The organism is Clostridia bacterium (assembly GCA_012841935.1).
Taxonomy (GTDB): Bacteria; Bacillota; Peptococcia; order DRI-13; family DTU073; genus DUTS01.
In genome coordinates this window covers 1-14,644 of record DUTS01000105.1, presented here as the reverse complement: position 1 = coordinate 14,644, position 14,644 = coordinate 1, and the positions used below count along the sequence as shown (strand labels likewise).

31 protein-coding genes are annotated in these 14,644 nt (G+C 41.6%); all 31 read left to right on the top strand.

Annotated features, from left to right (window positions below; genetic code table 11):
* A partial coding sequence (gene tuf, locus GX687_05965; protein HHX96982.1) for an elongation factor Tu occupies nucleotides 1-215 on the top strand: 215 nt, incomplete at its 5' end.
* Between the two features lie 112 nt (nucleotides 216-327).
* Nucleotides 328-639, top strand: a complete 312-nt coding sequence (gene rpsJ / locus GX687_05960) for a 30S ribosomal protein S10 (protein ID HHX96981.1) — start codon at nucleotides 328-330, stop codon at nucleotides 637-639.
* Between the two features lie 30 nt (nucleotides 640-669).
* The gene (rplC, locus tag GX687_05955; protein HHX96980.1) at nucleotides 670-1,296 is read left to right on the top strand and encodes a 50S ribosomal protein L3; all 627 of its coding nucleotides are present in this window, start codon (nucleotides 670-672) and stop codon (nucleotides 1,294-1,296) included.
* Between the two features lie 19 nt (nucleotides 1,297-1,315).
* Nucleotides 1,316-1,939: a 50S ribosomal protein L4 gene (gene rplD / locus GX687_05950; protein ID HHX96979.1), complete on the top strand. Its 624-nt coding sequence runs from the start codon at nucleotides 1,316-1,318 to the stop codon at nucleotides 1,937-1,939.
* Nucleotides 1,940-2,224 (top strand): 50S ribosomal protein L23, encoded by a 285-nt coding sequence (gene rplW, locus GX687_05945; GenBank protein ID HHX96978.1) that lies wholly within the window; start codon nucleotides 1,940-1,942, stop codon nucleotides 2,222-2,224.
* 17 nt (nucleotides 2,225-2,241) lie between these two features.
* The gene (rplB, locus tag GX687_05940) at nucleotides 2,242-3,078 is read left to right on the top strand and encodes a 50S ribosomal protein L2 (protein HHX96977.1); all 837 of its coding nucleotides are present in this window, start codon (nucleotides 2,242-2,244) and stop codon (nucleotides 3,076-3,078) included.
* Between the two features lie 18 nt (nucleotides 3,079-3,096).
* On the top strand, nucleotides 3,097-3,381 hold the full coding sequence (rpsS, locus tag GX687_05935; GenBank protein HHX96976.1) for a 30S ribosomal protein S19: 285 nt from the start codon (nucleotides 3,097-3,099) through the stop codon (nucleotides 3,379-3,381).
* A 23-nt stretch (nucleotides 3,382-3,404) separates the two neighbouring features.
* Nucleotides 3,405-3,752 (top strand): 50S ribosomal protein L22, encoded by a 348-nt coding sequence (gene rplV / locus GX687_05930; GenBank protein HHX96975.1) that lies wholly within the window; start codon nucleotides 3,405-3,407, stop codon nucleotides 3,750-3,752.
* Nucleotides 3,752-4,420: a 30S ribosomal protein S3 gene (rpsC, locus tag GX687_05925; GenBank protein HHX96974.1), complete on the top strand. Its 669-nt coding sequence runs from the start codon at nucleotides 3,752-3,754 to the stop codon at nucleotides 4,418-4,420. Before rplV ends, rpsC begins: the two co-directional genes overlap by 1 nt.
* Nucleotides 4,407-4,841 (top strand): 50S ribosomal protein L16, encoded by a 435-nt coding sequence (gene rplP / locus GX687_05920; GenBank protein HHX96973.1) that lies wholly within the window; start codon nucleotides 4,407-4,409, stop codon nucleotides 4,839-4,841. Before rpsC ends, rplP begins: the two co-directional genes overlap by 14 nt.
* Nucleotides 4,831-5,037 carry a 50S ribosomal protein L29 gene (rpmC, locus tag GX687_05915; GenBank protein ID HHX96972.1) on the top strand — a complete coding sequence of 69 codons (207 nt, stop codon included), beginning with the start codon at nucleotides 4,831-4,833 and terminating at the stop codon, nucleotides 5,035-5,037. Before rplP ends, rpmC begins: the two co-directional genes overlap by 11 nt.
* 20 nt (nucleotides 5,038-5,057) lie before the next feature.
* The gene (rpsQ, locus tag GX687_05910) at nucleotides 5,058-5,318 is read left to right on the top strand and encodes a 30S ribosomal protein S17 (GenBank protein ID HHX96971.1); all 261 of its coding nucleotides are present in this window, start codon (nucleotides 5,058-5,060) and stop codon (nucleotides 5,316-5,318) included.
* A gap of 34 nt (nucleotides 5,319-5,352) precedes the next feature.
* Entirely contained in the window at nucleotides 5,353-5,721 is a 369-nt protein-coding gene (gene rplN / locus GX687_05905) for a 50S ribosomal protein L14 (protein HHX96970.1), read from the top strand.
* Between the two features lie 27 nt (nucleotides 5,722-5,748).
* A complete protein-coding gene (locus GX687_05900) occupies nucleotides 5,749-6,078 on the top strand; it encodes a 50S ribosomal protein L24 (protein ID HHX96969.1) in 330 nt (109 codons plus the stop codon).
* Nucleotides 6,079-6,103: 25 nt separating this feature from the next.
* Nucleotides 6,104-6,646 (top strand): 50S ribosomal protein L5, encoded by a 543-nt coding sequence (gene rplE, locus GX687_05895; GenBank protein HHX96968.1) that lies wholly within the window; start codon nucleotides 6,104-6,106, stop codon nucleotides 6,644-6,646.
* Between the two features lie 25 nt (nucleotides 6,647-6,671).
* A complete protein-coding gene (locus GX687_05890; protein ID HHX96967.1) occupies nucleotides 6,672-6,857 on the top strand; it encodes a type Z 30S ribosomal protein S14 in 186 nt (61 codons plus the stop codon).
* A gap of 31 nt (nucleotides 6,858-6,888) precedes the next feature.
* Nucleotides 6,889-7,287 carry a 30S ribosomal protein S8 gene (rpsH, locus tag GX687_05885; GenBank protein ID HHX96966.1) on the top strand — a complete coding sequence of 133 codons (399 nt, stop codon included), beginning with the start codon at nucleotides 6,889-6,891 and terminating at the stop codon, nucleotides 7,285-7,287.
* Between the two features lie 13 nt (nucleotides 7,288-7,300).
* Nucleotides 7,301-7,849 carry a 50S ribosomal protein L6 gene (gene rplF, locus GX687_05880; protein ID HHX96965.1) on the top strand — a complete coding sequence of 183 codons (549 nt, stop codon included), beginning with the start codon at nucleotides 7,301-7,303 and terminating at the stop codon, nucleotides 7,847-7,849.
* 23 nt (nucleotides 7,850-7,872) lie between these two features.
* Nucleotides 7,873-8,241 (top strand): 50S ribosomal protein L18, encoded by a 369-nt coding sequence (locus GX687_05875; protein HHX96964.1) that lies wholly within the window; start codon nucleotides 7,873-7,875, stop codon nucleotides 8,239-8,241.
* Nucleotides 8,242-8,257: 16 nt separating this feature from the next.
* Nucleotides 8,258-8,758 carry a 30S ribosomal protein S5 gene (gene rpsE / locus GX687_05870; protein ID HHX96963.1) on the top strand — a complete coding sequence of 167 codons (501 nt, stop codon included), beginning with the start codon at nucleotides 8,258-8,260 and terminating at the stop codon, nucleotides 8,756-8,758.
* Nucleotides 8,759-8,768: 10 nt separating this feature from the next.
* Complete coding sequence (gene rpmD / locus GX687_05865; protein HHX96962.1) at nucleotides 8,769-8,954, top strand: 50S ribosomal protein L30; 186 nt, start codon at nucleotides 8,769-8,771, stop codon at nucleotides 8,952-8,954.
* A 20-nt stretch (nucleotides 8,955-8,974) separates the two neighbouring features.
* On the top strand, nucleotides 8,975-9,418 hold the full coding sequence (gene rplO, locus GX687_05860; protein ID HHX96961.1) for a 50S ribosomal protein L15: 444 nt from the start codon (nucleotides 8,975-8,977) through the stop codon (nucleotides 9,416-9,418).
* A complete protein-coding gene (secY, locus tag GX687_05855; protein ID HHX96960.1) occupies nucleotides 9,419-10,672 on the top strand; it encodes a preprotein translocase subunit SecY in 1,254 nt (417 codons plus the stop codon).
* Nucleotides 10,673-10,686: 14 nt separating this feature from the next.
* Nucleotides 10,687-11,343 carry an adenylate kinase gene (locus tag GX687_05850; protein ID HHX96959.1) on the top strand — a complete coding sequence of 219 codons (657 nt, stop codon included), beginning with the start codon at nucleotides 10,687-10,689 and terminating at the stop codon, nucleotides 11,341-11,343.
* A 2-nt stretch (nucleotides 11,344-11,345) separates the two neighbouring features.
* Nucleotides 11,346-12,089: a type I methionyl aminopeptidase gene (map, locus tag GX687_05845; GenBank protein ID HHX96958.1), complete on the top strand. Its 744-nt coding sequence runs from the start codon at nucleotides 11,346-11,348 to the stop codon at nucleotides 12,087-12,089.
* A 40-nt stretch (nucleotides 12,090-12,129) separates the two neighbouring features.
* Complete coding sequence (gene infA, locus GX687_05840; GenBank protein ID HHX96957.1) at nucleotides 12,130-12,348, top strand: translation initiation factor IF-1; 219 nt, start codon at nucleotides 12,130-12,132, stop codon at nucleotides 12,346-12,348.
* A gap of 30 nt (nucleotides 12,349-12,378) precedes the next feature.
* A complete protein-coding gene (gene rpmJ, locus GX687_05835; GenBank protein HHX96956.1) occupies nucleotides 12,379-12,492 on the top strand; it encodes a 50S ribosomal protein L36 in 114 nt (37 codons plus the stop codon).
* 11 nt (nucleotides 12,493-12,503) lie between these two features.
* Nucleotides 12,504-12,875, top strand: a complete 372-nt coding sequence (gene rpsM, locus GX687_05830) for a 30S ribosomal protein S13 (GenBank protein HHX96955.1) — start codon at nucleotides 12,504-12,506, stop codon at nucleotides 12,873-12,875.
* A gap of 12 nt (nucleotides 12,876-12,887) precedes the next feature.
* The gene (gene rpsK, locus GX687_05825) at nucleotides 12,888-13,277 is read left to right on the top strand and encodes a 30S ribosomal protein S11 (protein HHX96954.1); all 390 of its coding nucleotides are present in this window, start codon (nucleotides 12,888-12,890) and stop codon (nucleotides 13,275-13,277) included.
* A gap of 15 nt (nucleotides 13,278-13,292) precedes the next feature.
* Nucleotides 13,293-13,922: a 30S ribosomal protein S4 gene (gene rpsD, locus GX687_05820; protein ID HHX96953.1), complete on the top strand. Its 630-nt coding sequence runs from the start codon at nucleotides 13,293-13,295 to the stop codon at nucleotides 13,920-13,922.
* 28 nt (nucleotides 13,923-13,950) lie between these two features.
* Nucleotides 13,951-14,644, top strand: a 694-nt coding sequence (locus GX687_05815; GenBank protein ID HHX96952.1) for a DNA-directed RNA polymerase subunit alpha, incomplete at its 3' end; no start/stop codon positions are given.

The window sequence follows — 14,644 nt, the reverse complement described above, 5'->3', positions numbered from 1 at the left end:
TTAATGGTTATCGTCCCCAGTTCTATTTCCGGACAACTGATGTAACAGGAACTATTGCTTTACCTGAAGGTGTGGAAATGTGTATGCCTGGTGACAATATTAAGATGACTATTGAATTAATTACACCTATAGCTATTGAAGAAGGTTTAAGGTTTGCTATTCGTGAGGGTGGACACACGGTTGGTGCTGGTGTGGTAAGTGCTATTATTGAATAAAGGGTTGTTATTATAAATTAGGTCAGCTATAATTAAACAGCCTAGATGAGAGGAAAATAGTGTGAGGGATATGATACGCCCGAGTGCGTTGTTTTGAAAAGGAGGGAACCTGATGGTTCAACAGCAAAAAATCAGAATTAGGTTAAAAGCTTTTGACCATAAAATTCTTGATCAGTCTGCCGAAAAAATTGTGGAAACTGCCAAGCGTACCGGAGCAGCGGTATCGGGACCGATACCACTACCTACTGAACGCAATGTTTTTACAATCCTTAGATCACCTCATGTGGATAAAGATTCACGTGAACAGTTTGAAATGAGAACACATATGCGGCTGATTGATATTCTGGATACAAATCCGAAAACAGTAGATGCTTTGATGGGTTTGGATTTACCAGCTGGTGTAGATATTGAAATCAAATTATAGGATTAGTGGTTGTTTGGGGAGGTGGTAGTAATGAGTAAAACTATTCTGGGAACAAAATTAGGTATGACTCAGGTTTTTGATGAGGCCGGTAAAGTTATTCCGGTAACGGTCGTTGAAGCAGGGCCTTGTTATGTAGTCCAAAAGAAAACCGAGGCAGCAGATGGCTATAATGCGATACAATTGGGCTTTAAGTCGCTAGCAGCTGGAAAATTAAACAAACCGCGGCAGGGGCATTTAGCTAAGGTTGAATTAAAACCTCTGCGTCATTTAAAGGAATTTCGAGTTGCCGATCCCGCCATTTATGAGCTGGGACAGGAAATTAAAGTTGATTTGTTCGCCGAGGGTGAATGGGTTGATGTTACCGGTATTTCTAAAGGAAAAGGGTTTGCCGGGGTCATCAAACGTCATGGTATGCGTTTGGGTCCGGCTTCACATGGTTCCCATTTTCATCGGGGAACAGGAGCTATGAGTGCGGCTGGTGTCAGTCGGGTTTTTCGGGGGCGTAAACTTCCCGGCCGTCATGGTGGCCTAAAAACAACTGTGCAGAAATTGCAGGTAGTGAAGGTGGATCCAGAGCGTAATTTAATGTTGATTAAAGGTGCGGTTCCCGGACCCAAAAAAAGTTTACTACTGATAAAAAGTTCTGTTAAGGCTTAGGGGAAGGAGGAATAGGGAAATGCCCAAGGTCGCTGTATATAAGCAAAATGGTGAAAAGACCGGGGAAATGGAATTAAAAGAAACCATCTTCGGTATAGAACCTAATGAGGCCGTGGTACATGAGGCTGTGGTAATGCAGTTAGCCAGTTGGCGTCAGGGGACTCATGCCACAAAAACACGAGCCCAGGTGCGGGGTGGTGGACGTAAACCCTGGCGGCAAAAAGGTACTGGTAGGGCCCGAGTAGGATCAATCAGATCACCTCTTTGGCGTAAAGGTGGAATTACCTTTGGCCCTCAACCGCGTGATTACAGTTATCGTTTACCGCGTAAAAAAGTCCGTTTGGCAATTAAATCTGTCTTGTCGGCAAAGGTAGGGGAAGCCGCAATGATTGTTTTGGAAAGCCTTGATTTCCCGGAACCAAAAACAAAGCAAATGCTTGAAGTCTTGGCTAATTTGGGGATTAAAGAACGGGTCTTAGTGGTATTGGACGAGAGTAATGAAAATGTGGAGAAATCCGGTCGCAATATCCCTGGGGTTAGTTTTTTAACAGCTGATAAAGTAAATGTTTATGATTTATTGGATCATCAATGGTTGTTAATTACCCGGCAGGCAGTAGTTCGGCTGGAGGAGGTGTTTGCCTAAATGCGTAGCCCACATGAAGTTTTAATTAAACCGTTGGTAACGGAAAAAACAACAGATTTAATGCAAGAAAATAAATATACATTCAAGGTACATCCACAAGCCAATAAAATAGAAATTAAAACTGCTGTACAGGCAATTTTTGATGTTGATGTTTTAGAGGTCAGGACCATGAATGTACCCGGCAAATTAAAAAGACAGGGACGTTTTGCTGGTTATACATCTAATTGGAAGAAAGCAATTGTTACGGTGGCACCTGGTCAAAGGCTGCCGATTTTCGATGAGTAAAGGGGGGAAGAAGGTCTATGTCTATTAAAAGATTTAAACCACATACTCCGGGTAGGCGGGAGATGACGGTTTCTACATTTGAAGAAATCACCACTTCTCAGCCGGAAAAAAAGTTGGTGGCACCTTTAAAGAAAAAGGCCGGCCGCAATAATTATGGGCGAATTACGGTTAGACATCGTGGGGGAGGACATAAGCGTTTATATAGAAAGATTGATTTTAAACGTGATAAGGACGGTATTCCAGCTAAGGTGGCGTCTATAGAATATGATCCTAATCGTTCGGCACGGATTGCTTTGCTTCATTATGCCGATGGTGAGAAAAGATATATTTTAGCTCCCCAAGGTTTAAATGTTGGTGCTGAGGTTGTTTCTGGTGAGAGTGCAGATATAAAAGTAGGTAATGCCTTGCCTTTAGCTAATATTCCTGTGGGCAGCTTAATCCATAATATTGAGCTTAAGCCTTTAAAAGGGGCACAAATAGTGCGTTCCGCGGGTGCAGCGGCTCAGCTGATGGCTAAAGAGGGTAATTATGCTACTATTCGTTTGCCTTCTGGGGAAGTGCGTTTGGTGCATATCAATTGTAAAGCTACTATTGGCCAAGTTAGTAATGTGGAACATGAAAACATTACTTTAGGTAAAGCTGGCAGATCTCGTTGGTTAGGTATCAGACCAGGAACCCGTGGTGTAGTTATGAATCCTGTAGATCACCCTCATGGTGGTGGTGAAGGAAAAGCACCGATCGGTAGGAAAACTGCGGTTACACCTTGGGGTAAACCAGCTATCGGGGGTAAAACACGTAAGAAAAAACATCCATCCAATAAGTTTATTGTTACACCGCGGAAGAAGAAGCGGTAGTGGAAAGGAGGTAGATGAATGGGTAGGTCTTTAAAGAAAGGGCCTTTCATTGATGAAAGCCTTTTGAAAAAAGTAGAACAATTAAACCAAGAAAATAAAAAACAAGTGATCAGAACTTGGTCGCGGCGTTCGACAATTTTCCCGCAAATGGTGGGACACACTATTGCGGTTCATAACGGGCGTGAACATGTCCCCGTATATATTACCGAAGACATGGTAGGTCATAAATTGGGTGAGTTTGCCCCCACACGTGTTTTTAAAGGTCATGGGGCACATACCGAACGTTCTACCACGTTGAAATAATTACCGGGAAGAAGGAGGGCTATATTATGGAGGCTAAGGCTGTAGCTAAATATGTTCGCATTTCTCCCCGGAAAGCACGTCAGGTAATTGATTTGATTCGGGGAAAGGATGTGGCAGAAGCTTTTGCCATATTACAATTTACCACACATCGCGGTGCAGAGCCCATTGGTAAGGTTTTAAAATCCGCGGTAGCTAATGCGGAACATAATTATGATTTGGATACTACCGATTTGTGGGTTAAAAAAGCCTATGTGGATGAAGGGCCTACTATGAAAAGAATCAGACCACGGGCTAGGGGCAGAGCAGTTTTAATTAGAAAACGCAGTAGCCATATTACAATAATTTTAGGTGAGAAAGAAGGTGATAAATAGTGGGACAAAAGGTGCATCCTAAGGGGCTGCGGGTCGGCATTATTCGCGGCTGGGAAAGCAACTGGTATGCTGACAAAAATTATCTTGAATTTTTGCATGAGGATTTAAAAATACGTGAGTTTATTAAAAATAAATTTTATCATGCCGGTATTGCCGGTATTCAAATTGAACGTGCGGCTAATCGGGTGAAAATTTCGATTCAGACTGCTAAACCCGGTATTGTTATTGGGCGGGGTGGTGCTGAAGTAGAGGATTTGCGTAAAGAACTAGAACAAATGACTAAAAAGAGAATTAATGTCAATATTGTGGAAGTAAAAAAACCAGAACTAAATGCGTTATTGGTGGCCGAAGGGATTGCTTTACAATTGGAAAGACGCATTAGTTTCCGAAGAGCAATGAAACAGGCTGTATCTCGGACCATGCGTGCTGGGGCTGAAGGTGTTAGGATTTCCTGTTCTGGACGTTTGGGAGGAGCAGAAATTGCCCGTACAGAATGGTACAGTGAGGGAAAAGTACCCCTTCATACTTTGCGTGCAGATATTGATTATGGTTTTGCCGAAGCCAATACAACCTATGGCAAAATAGGGGTTAAGGTTTGGATTTATAAAGGTGAGATACTTCCTGAGGTAGGAAACAGGAAGGAGGAGGGTGCTGATGTTACAACCTAAGAAAATTAAATGGCGTAAACCACATCGCGGGGTTATGAAAGGCAAAGCGACTCGCGGTAATAAGGTTACACATGGAGAATATGGGTTACAGGCTTTAGAGCCTTCTTGGATATCTAATCGTCAAATCGAGGCAGCTCGTGTAGCCATGACTCGTTTTGTACAGCGGGGTGGTAAAGTCTGGATAAAAATTTTCCCTCATAAACCGGTAACCGCTAAGCCTGCAGAAACTAGAATGGGTGGTGGTAAAGGCACACCCGAAGCTTGGGTAGCGGTGGTTAAACCAGGTCGAGTAATGTTTGAAATTGCGGGTGTTGAGGAAAAAATGGCCCGTGAAGCCTTGCGTTTGGCAGCACATAAACTGCCTATAAAAACGAGGATAGTAAAACGTGAGGAAGTAGGTGGTAAGGCCGATGAAAGCTAAAGAATTGCGTGATTTAACTCAGGAAGAGTTAAAAAATAAGATTGTTGATTTAAAAGAAGAGTTATTTAATTTACGTTTTCAGATGGCCACCGGTCAATTGGAAAATCCCATGCGGTTGCGTGAAGTGCGTAAAACGATAGCCCGGACTCATACGGTACTGCGGGAACGGGAATTGCGCAAGGCTAAAGGACAATAAGGGTAAAGGGGGGATTAGATTTGACGAGAGGTCGGCGTAAAACCCGAGTGGGAATTGTTGTTAGTGATAAAATGGAAAAAACAGTGGTAGTTGATGTCGAGCATTATGCTCAGCATTCACTTTATAAAAAGATCATCAGGCATAATAAAAGAATTAAGGCTCATGATGCGGAAAATATATGTAAAGTTGGGGATAAAGTTCGGATCATGGAAACGCGTCCAATCAGTAAAGACAAAAAATGGCGTGTTGTGCAGGTCATTGAAAAGGCCCCTCTTATGTAAACAGGAGTGATTCCTGAAAGGAGGTAAACAGGGCATGATTCAACAAGAAAGTGTGCTCAAGGTTGCTGATAATACCGGAGCTAGAAAAATTCTATGTATTCGTCCTTTGGGAGGTTCAGGTCGCCGCTATGCTTCAGTGGGTGATATCATTACGGCTACGGTAAAAGAAGCCACGCCCGGTGGTGTGGTCAAAAAAGGTGAAATTGTAAAAGCGGTAATTGTACGTACTAAAGATGCTGTACGTAGAGAGGATGGCTCTTATATTCGCTTTGATGAAAATGCGGCTGTAATCATTAATGATGATCAGAATCCACGTGGGACACGTATTTTCGGTCCGGTGGCTCGTGAATTAAGAAGAAAAAAGTTCGTTAAAATTCTCTCTTTGGCACCGGAAGTGTTATAAATTTGTGCACGGCTGGAGGTGAGCTGAATGACCCGGAAAAAAGTACATGTACGTAAGGATGATCTCGTGCAAGTTATTACTGGTAAGGATGCCGGTAAACAAGGTAAAATTTTAAATGTAGATCCGCGTAAAGGGCGGGTTGTTGTTGAAGGAGTAAATATTGTCAAACGGCATATGCGGCCAACTCAGGCTAATCCACAGGGTGGTATTATGGAAATTGAGGCCCCTGTAGATAGTTCTAATGTGATGCTTGTTTGTCAAAAATGTGATGTCCCAGTGCGAATCAAGAAAAAGTTTTTGGCCGATGGGAAAAAAGTGCGAGTTTGTAATCGTTGTGGAGAAGAATTCGATAAGTAATGCTACCGGAAAGGAGGTTTATATAATGCCTCGTTTGAAGGAAAAATATCAAAAAGAAGTTATTCCGGCGATGATGGAGAAATTCGGTTATCGTAATCGGATGGAAGTGCCTAATCTGGAGAAAATCGTGATTAACATGGGGGTTGGAGAAGCAACCCAAAATTCAAAGGTTCTTGATGGTGCTGTAGCTGATTTAACAGCCATTGCGGGCCAAAGACCGGTAATCACGCGGGCTAAAAAATCGATTGCCGCTTTTAAGGTGCGTGAAGGTATGCCGGTGGGAGTAAAAGTTACTTTACGGGGAAAGCGGATGTATGAATTTGCCGATAAATTGTTTAATGTAGTTTTGCCGCGGGTGCGAGATTTTCGCGGTGTTTCACCCCGGGCTTTTGATGGGCGGGGAAACTATACTTTGGGTCTAAAGGAGCAATTGGTTTTTCCGGAAATAGATTATGATCAAGTTGATCAGGTACGAGGTATGGATATTGTTATTGTCACTACCTCACCTACCGATGAAGAGGCCAAAGAATTATTAAGTTTAATGGGTATGCCTTTTGCAGCAAGGTGAAATAAAAATTAAAGGAGGGACATGTGTGGCGAAAAAGGCTCAAGTTTTGCGACAGCAAAAAAAAGCTAAGTTTAGAGTTCGTGAGTACAATAGATGTAAAAGATGTGGTCGTCCCCGTGCTTATATGCGGAAATTTGGTATCTGCAGAATTTGTTTCCGTGAGCTGGCTTATGAAGGGCAAATTCCCGGTGTGACCAAAGCCAGTTGGTAAGTTTGGGAAAGAGGAAGGGGGTCGTTATAAAATGGTCATGGTTGATCCTATTGCGGATTTTTTGACAAGAATTAGAAATGCTAATTCTGTTCAGCATGAAACTGTTGAAATACCGTCATCAAAAATGAAAAAGACGTTGGCGGAAATTTTTAAGACAGAAGGCTTAATTAAGGATTTTGAATGTGTTGAGGATGGCAAACAAGGGATTTTACGTTTATATTTGAAATATGGACCAAATCAGGAAAAAGTAATTACGGGTATTAAGCGGATTAGTAAGCCCGGTTTACGTGTTTATGTAAAGAAAGATGAAGTACCCCGTGTTTTGGGAGGTTTGGGCTTAGCCGTTATTTCTACTTCACAAGGATTAATGACAGATAAAGAGGCTCGTAAGCGCGGCTTGGGCGGGGAAGTAATCTGCTATATCTGGTAGGGGGTGTGTGAATGTGTCGCGAATTGGAAAACAGCCGATTAAAATTCCTCAGGGAGTTAAAGTCGATGTAAAAGATCAAAAAGTTACCGTGCAAGGCCCTTTGGGTAAAATAGCACGTGAATTTGCTGAGGGTATTGATATACAGTTAGTAGAAGACGAAATAATAGTAGCTTGTACCAGTCCGGAAAAAAGAATGCAGGCCCTTTGGGGATTAACTCGCTCTTTGATCGACAATATGGTGGAGGGTGTAACTAAAGGTTTTAGTAAATCCTTAAATGTTGTCGGGGTTGGCTACCGTGCTGTTAAGCAGGGCAGTAAACTAGTCTTAACTGTAGGTTACTCACATCCGGTAGAAATTGAACCAGGACCGGGTTTAGAAATTGAAGTACCTGCACCAAATAAAATTATTGTTAAAGGTATTGATAAAGAAAAAGTTGGTCAATTGGCTGCTAATATTCGTTTTGTACGTACACCTGATCCTTATAAAGGTAAGGGTATTCGTTATAGTGACGAAGTTATTCATCTTAAGCCTGGTAAGACCGGGATTAAGGCAGCTGAATAATTGGAGAAAGGGGTGTGGAGTAGGTGGCTGGTAAGCCTGATCGTAAAATAGCTCGTCAAAAGAGACGTTTGCGGGTACGCCGTAAAGTACGTGGTACGACTCAACGACCTCGTTTGGCGGTTTACCGCAGTTTAAAAAATATATATGCACAATTGATTGATGATACACAAGGTGTTACTTTAGTGGCGGCCTCTACTTTGGAAGAACCGCTGCGTTCTGAATTAGAACAAAAAGCTAATCAAGAGGCGGCCTTTAAAGTAGGACAATTATTAGCTGAAAAAGCCTTGGAAAAAGAAATTAAACAAGTAGTTTTTGACCGAGGTGGCAACCTTTACCACGGGCGTATCAAGGCTTTGGCAGAAGGTGCTCGTAAAGCAGGGTTAGAGTTTTGATAAAGGGGGGAAAAGGATGAGTAAAATTGATGCTGGTAAACTGGAATTAAGTGAAAAAGTAGTTTATATTAATCGTGTGGCTAAAGTAGTTAAAGGGGGACGCCGCTTTAGTTTTAGTGCTTTAGTGGTTGTCGGGGACGAAAATGGCCATGTTGGAGCTGGTTTAGGAAAAGCTACTGAGGTTCCGGAAGCGATTCGTAAGGGAATTGATGCCGCTAAGAAAAATTTAATTTCCATACCATTAGTAGGTACCACGATCCCTCATGAGATCATTGGTAAGGCTGGTGCTGGTAGGGTTTTGTTAAAACCTGCCTCTGAAGGTACAGGTGTTATTGCCGGTGGTCCGGTACGAGCTGTTTTGGAATTAGCGGGTGTGCGTGATATTTTAACCAAGTCCTTGGGTTCAAATAATGCCAATAATATGGTGCGAGCTACATTGGCAGGATTGCAAAACCTTAAACAGGTTGAGGAAGTAGCTAAATTACGCGGTAAATCCGTGGAAGAGCTCTTTGGTTAGGAGGACAATAATGGCAAAGTTGAAAATTACTTTAAAAAAAAGTGTAATTGGTTCAAATGAAAAAGTACGGGCATCGGTGCGTTCTTTGGGACTTTCTAAAATACGGCAAAGTGTAGTTCACCAAGATACACCGGATATTCGTGGAAAAATTAATAAGGTGGCTCATTTAGTCGCTGTGGAAGAAATTGAATCCTAATTAAAAGGAGGTGTGAGTAAATGAAGCTCCATAATTTAAAACCTCCTCATGGTGCTAGGCAAAATTCGATCCGTAAAGGGCGGGGAGTAGGTTCCGGATTTGGCAAAACCGCTGGTCGGGGTCATAAGGGACAGAAAGCAAGATCTGGAGGAGGTAAAGGCCCTTATTTTGAAGGTGGGCAAACACCTTTACAAAGAAGATTGCCCAAATATGGGTTTACAAATATTTTTAAGAAAAAATATGTGATTGTTAATCTTAAGCAGTTGGAGGAGCGATTTGCCGCTGGGGCGGAAGTTACTCCTGAAACTTTACAAAAGGCAGGTTTAGTAAAAAACCTGTGGGATGGAGTAAGAATTCTTGGCCAGGGTGAAATTACAAAGCCTTTAACTGTTAAGGCACATGGTTTTTCGAAGGCAGCAGCGGAAAAAATTGTCGCCGCCGGCGGCCGGGTAGAGGTGATTTAGGTGGTTGAAGTTATAAGAAATGCTTGGAAACTGGCGGATATACGTCGTAAAATATTATTTACCTTGGCGATGTTGGTTGTTTTCCGCATCGGGGTGCATATTCCCGTACCGGGGATTGATACCCAAGTCATTGCTGATCTAATTGCCAAGGGACAATTATTAGGGTTTTTTGATGTTATTTCCGGGGGGGCTTTTAAAAAGTTTTCTATTTTTGCCATGAGTATCACCCCCTATATTAATGCTTCCATCATCATGCAGTTATTGACTGTGGTTGTACCCTATTTGGAAAGATTGGCCAAAGAACCTGATGGCAGAAAACAAATGGCACAATATATTCGTTATGGGACGGTAATTTTAGGTTTTATTCAAGCTATTGGTATCTCCTTGGGCTTGCGACAAGCAATTGTGAGACCGGGACTGGCATCTACCATGATTATTGCTTTGTCACTTACAGCTGGTACAGCCTTTTTAATGTGGCTTGGTGAATTAATTACGGAAAAAGGCGTCGGTAATGGTATCTCTTTAATTATTTTTGCCGGAATTGTTTCTCGTGTGCCGGCCGGAATAGTAACTATTTTTGAATATTTAAAGACCGGTACAGCCAGTTTTTTAGTTGTTTTTCTCTTTTTGGTTATTGCCTTATTAGTGATGGCGGGAATTATTGCCATTCAGGAAGGACAAAGGCGGATTCCGGTACAATATGCCAAGCGAGTGGTGGGGCGTAAGGTTTATGGTGGACAAAGTACCCATATTCCTTTGAAGGTGAATCAGGCTGGAGTTATTCCCATTATTTTTGCTATTTCTTTATTGATGTTTCCGGGAACAATTGCTGCTTGGTTTCCTCATAATAAATTTGCAATGGCAGTCACGCGTATTTTTGATTTTAATGCTTGGTGGTATCAATTAATGTATGCTTTATTAATTATGTTTTTCACCTATTTTTATACCGCGATTACTTTTAATCCAGTAGATGTAGCGGATAATATTAAAAAATATGGTGGTTTTATTCCGGGGTTGAGACCAGGTCGTCCCACAGCTGAATATATTGAAAAAATAGCGGGACGCATCACTTTTGCTGGGGCTGTTTTCTTGGCGGGTATTGCGGTATTGCCATCACTATTAATCTCTCTTACCGCTTTACCGGTTTATTACGGAGGTACTAGTTTATTAATTGTTGTTGGTGTGGCTTTAGACACGATGAAGCAATTGGAAGCTAATTTATTAATGAGACATTACCAAGGTTTTCTAAAATAATGGGAGGGCGTAAAATGAAAATAATTTTAATGGGACCACCTGGTGCAGGTAAAGGTACCCAAGCAGAATATTTAATTGAGGCTTTAAATATTCCTCATATTTCCACAGGGGATATGTTTCGCAAGGCAGTTAAGGAAGGCACAGCATTAGGTATTGAAGCTAAACGTTATATGGATGCAGGTCAATTAGTACCTGATGAAGTAACTATTGGTATTGTACGTGAAAGATTAAGTGAGGCAGATTGTCAAGCTGGTTTTCTCTTAGATGGCTTTCCGCGAACTATTCCTCAAGCAGATGCTTTAGGACAAATTTTGGAAGATTTGGGTATGAAACTTAAGCAAGTGATTAATATCGAAGTAGGTCAAGAAGTTATTTTAAAGCGTTTAACTGGTAGAAGGGTTTGTAGGGATTGTGGAGCCATTTATCATCTACACTATAATCCTTCAAAAACAGGAGAAAAATGTGAGTTGTGTTCAGGTGAGATTTATCAGCGAGATGATGATTCCGAGGCTACGGTATTAAACCGTTTGGCGGTTTATGAAGAACAGACTTCACCTTTAATCGAATACTATGATGCCCAAGGTTTATTGCTTAATATCTATAATCTTGAGGGGGAAAAAGAAATAGAAGAAATCACCCGGGAAATATTAGCTGCTTTGGGAGTTAAGTAATAATGATTATTTTGAAGTCTCAGCGTGAACTTCAATTTATGTATGCGGCTGGGCAAGTTGTGGCCGAAGCACATCGAAAAATAGCCCAAGTGATCAAACCAGGGATAACTACTTTGGAGTTGAATCATATTGCCGAGGAGTTTATTTTATCCAAAGGGGCACGACCGACTTTTAAAGGCTATAATGGCTTCCCCAAAAGTATTTGTACTTCGCTTAACGAAGAAGTGGTACATGGGATTCCCAGTTTAAGAGAGTTAAAAGATGGTGATATTATTAGTATTGACATTGGGGCGACTTTAAATGGTTATGTGGGGGATGCTGCAGTTACTTTACCAGTTGGTGAAATAGATGATGAGGCACAAAAACTTTTGGCAGTAGGAAAAAAGGCACTTGAAGTAGGTATAAATCAAGCTGTAATTGGTAATCGTCTGTCCGATATTTCCCATGCTATACAAACCTATGTGGAAAGCAATGGTTTTTCGGTGGTTAGAGAATTTGTAGGACATGGTGTTGGGCAAAGGATGCATGAGGATCCCCAGATTCCCAATTTCGGGCCCCCAGGTAGGGGACCGCGTTTAAGGGCGGGTATGACTTTAGCCATTGAACCTATGGTTAATGTGGGGACTTTTGAGGTGCAAACTCTTACTGATAATTGGACTGTGGTAACTAAAGATGGCAAGCGTTCCGCACATTTTGAACATAGTATTGCGATTACGGAAGAAGGACCTTGGATTTTAACGAAATAAAGGGATTTAAAGAATAAAAATAATAAGGAGGGTGATCTGGGTGTCCAAAGAGGATGTAATAGAAGTAGAGGGTACCGTTCTGGAATCTCTTCCTAATGCTATGTTCCGCGTAGAATTGGAGAATGGGCATAAAGTTTTGGCTCATGTTTCCGGCAAAATACGGATGCATTTTATTCGTATTTTACCAGGTGATCGGGTTACAGTTGAACTTTCACCTTATGATTTAACCAGAGGCAGAATTACTTATCGGTTTAAATAAGTAATTGAGCCTGGGAAGGGAGTGGTAGAAATGAAGGTTAGACCATCTGTGAAACCGATTTGTGAAAAATGTAAAGTGATTAGGCGCAGGGGTAGAGTCATGGTTATTTGTAAAAACCCTAAACATAAACAAAGACAAGGTTAGGAGGTGTATTAATGGCTAGAATTGCCGGAGTCGATTTGCCGCGTGATAAGCGGATTGAAATTGGCCTCACATATATTTACGGCATCGGGAGATCAACGGCTTTAAAGATTTGTGCAGAGACCGGTATAAATCCCGATACACGTGTTAAGGATTTAACTGAGAATGAAGTCGGTAAATTGCGGACTATTATCAGTAAAAACTATAAAGTAGAAGGTGATTTGCGGCGGGAGGTTTCTTTAAATATTAAGCGTTTGGTTGAAATCGCTTCTTATCGGGGAATCAGGCACCGCCGCGGATTACCGACACGGGGACAAAGGACCAAGACAAATGCTCGTACCCGTAAAGGACCAGGTAAAGTGGTTTCAGTTAAACGGAAAAAGTAAGGGGGGAAAAGAATGGCAAAACGTACTACCAGAACAAAACGTCGTGTACGTAAACATGTGGAACAGGGAATTGCCCATATTCAATCCACATTTAATAATACGATTGTTACCATTACGGATTTACAAGGTAATGCTGTTTCTTGGGCTACAGCAGGTAGTTTAGGTTTTAAGGGATCACGTAAAAGTACACCTTTTGCTGCCCAAATGGCTGCAGAACAAGCGGCTAAAACGGCGGTAGATCATGGTATGCGGAAAGTAGAGGTCTATGTTAAGGGACCGGGAGCAGGTCGTGAAGCCGCTATTAGAGCTCTACAGGCTACAGGCCTTGAAATTAATGTAATTAAGGATGTGACACCCATTCCTCATAATGGCTGTCGTCCACCAAAAAGAAGAAGAGTTTAAGGAGGTGTAATAATTATGGCTAGGTATACAGGACCGGTGTGTAGATTATGTCGTCGTGAAGGTCTTAAATTATATTTAAAAGGAGAACGCTGTTATACGGATAAATGTGCCCTTGATCGCAGAAGTTATGCACCTGGGCAGCATGGTCAATATAGCCGCCGTAAACCATCGGAATATGGTTTGCAGTTGCGGGAAAAACAAAAGGCACGCCGTATTTATGGTGTTTTGGAACGGCAATTTCGCAATTATTTTGTAAAGGCCGCACGACAAAAAGGAATTACTGGGGAAAATTTAATTCAATTCTTGGAGAGACGTTTAGATAATGTGGTTTATCGTCTTGGTTTTGCTGCGTCTCGTGCTGAAGCTCGTCAATTGGTTACCCATAATCACTTCACTCTTAATGGACACAAGGCAAATATTCCTTCCATTTTGGTTAAGGAAGGTGATCTGATTCAGGTTAAGGAGAAAAGTTTAAATTCACCTAAGTTCATCGAACTAAAGGAAAATCTGGCCCATAAAACTCCACCTGAGTGGTTAGATGTGGATAAGGAAAATATGACCGGCAGGGTTGTCGCTTTACCGGAAAAAGAGCATCTTGATTTTCCATTGGAAGAACACTTGATTGTGGAATTATATTCCAGATAATAATTTGGTTCGAGTAGGAGGGGTGACTTTGATTGAAATTGAAAAACCTAGAATTGAATGTGTGGAAATAAGTGAAAAGCAGGATTATGCGAAATATGTGATTGAACCTTTGGAAAGAGGTTATGGCATAACTTTGGGTAATTCGCTTCGTCGGGTAATTCTTTCTTCTCTACCAGGTGCGGCGATTACCTCGGTAAAAATAGAAGGGGTTTTGCATGAGTTTTCCACCATACCTGGTGTAGTGGAAGATGTAACCGAAATTATTCTTAACCTAAAGGCATTGGCTTTGAGAGTTTATACTGATGAACCTCAGATAATCTGTTTAGAAGCCGTCGAACCTGGGGAGGTATTAGCTGGTGATATAATTCATAGTAGTGAGGTAGAAATTCTTAATCCGGAATTACACATTGCTACATTGGATACTGGTGGTCGTTTAATTATGGAAATGACCGTGGAGAAAGGTCGCGGCTATCGTACTGCCGAAAAAAATAAAAGCGAAGAACACATTATTGGTGTTATTCCCATTGATTCTATTTTTTCGCCTGTACGGAAAGTGAATTATACTGTGACTGATACACGAGTAGGACAAATTACTGATTATGATAAGTTGACACTGGAAGTATGGACTAATGGTACTCTTCATCCTGATGAGGCGGTAAGTTTATCAGCGAAAATACTCAATGATCATCTTTTGCTTTTTGTTGGTTTGACGGAAGAAATTG

Excerpts from the sequence above, each read along its gene's own strand:
- rpsJ (HHX96981.1), top strand. The coding sequence starts at position 328 with ATGGTTCAACAGCAAAAAATCAGAATTAGGTTAAAAGCTTTTGACCAT.
- rplC (HHX96980.1), top strand. The coding sequence starts at position 670 with ATGAGTAAAACTATTCTGGGAACAAAATTAGGTATGACTCAGGTTTTT.
- rplD (HHX96979.1), top strand. The coding sequence starts at position 1,316 with ATGCCCAAGGTCGCTGTATATAAGCAAAATGGTGAAAAGACCGGGGAA.
- rplW (HHX96978.1), top strand. The coding sequence starts at position 1,940 with ATGCGTAGCCCACATGAAGTTTTAATTAAACCGTTGGTAACGGAAAAA.
- rplB (HHX96977.1), top strand. The coding sequence starts at position 2,242 with ATGTCTATTAAAAGATTTAAACCACATACTCCGGGTAGGCGGGAGATG.
- rpsS (HHX96976.1), top strand. The coding sequence starts at position 3,097 with ATGGGTAGGTCTTTAAAGAAAGGGCCTTTCATTGATGAAAGCCTTTTG.
- rplP (HHX96973.1), top strand. The coding sequence starts at position 4,407 with ATGTTACAACCTAAGAAAATTAAATGGCGTAAACCACATCGCGGGGTT.
- rpmC (HHX96972.1), top strand. The coding sequence starts at position 4,831 with ATGAAAGCTAAAGAATTGCGTGATTTAACTCAGGAAGAGTTAAAAAAT.
- rplN (HHX96970.1), top strand. The coding sequence starts at position 5,353 with ATGATTCAACAAGAAAGTGTGCTCAAGGTTGCTGATAATACCGGAGCT.
- GX687_05900 (HHX96969.1), top strand. The coding sequence starts at position 5,749 with ATGACCCGGAAAAAAGTACATGTACGTAAGGATGATCTCGTGCAAGTT.
- rplE (HHX96968.1), top strand. The coding sequence starts at position 6,104 with ATGCCTCGTTTGAAGGAAAAATATCAAAAAGAAGTTATTCCGGCGATG.
- rpsH (HHX96966.1), top strand. The coding sequence starts at position 6,889 with ATGGTCATGGTTGATCCTATTGCGGATTTTTTGACAAGAATTAGAAAT.
- rpsE (HHX96963.1), top strand. The coding sequence starts at position 8,258 with ATGAGTAAAATTGATGCTGGTAAACTGGAATTAAGTGAAAAAGTAGTT.
- rpmD (HHX96962.1), top strand. The coding sequence starts at position 8,769 with ATGGCAAAGTTGAAAATTACTTTAAAAAAAAGTGTAATTGGTTCAAAT.
- rplO (HHX96961.1), top strand. The coding sequence starts at position 8,975 with ATGAAGCTCCATAATTTAAAACCTCCTCATGGTGCTAGGCAAAATTCG.
- GX687_05850 (HHX96959.1), top strand. The coding sequence starts at position 10,687 with ATGAAAATAATTTTAATGGGACCACCTGGTGCAGGTAAAGGTACCCAA.
- map (HHX96958.1), top strand. The coding sequence starts at position 11,346 with ATGATTATTTTGAAGTCTCAGCGTGAACTTCAATTTATGTATGCGGCT.
- rpmJ (HHX96956.1), top strand. The coding sequence starts at position 12,379 with ATGAAGGTTAGACCATCTGTGAAACCGATTTGTGAAAAATGTAAAGTG.
- rpsM (HHX96955.1), top strand. The coding sequence starts at position 12,504 with ATGGCTAGAATTGCCGGAGTCGATTTGCCGCGTGATAAGCGGATTGAA.
- rpsK (HHX96954.1), top strand. The coding sequence starts at position 12,888 with ATGGCAAAACGTACTACCAGAACAAAACGTCGTGTACGTAAACATGTG.
- rpsD (HHX96953.1), top strand. The coding sequence starts at position 13,293 with ATGGCTAGGTATACAGGACCGGTGTGTAGATTATGTCGTCGTGAAGGT.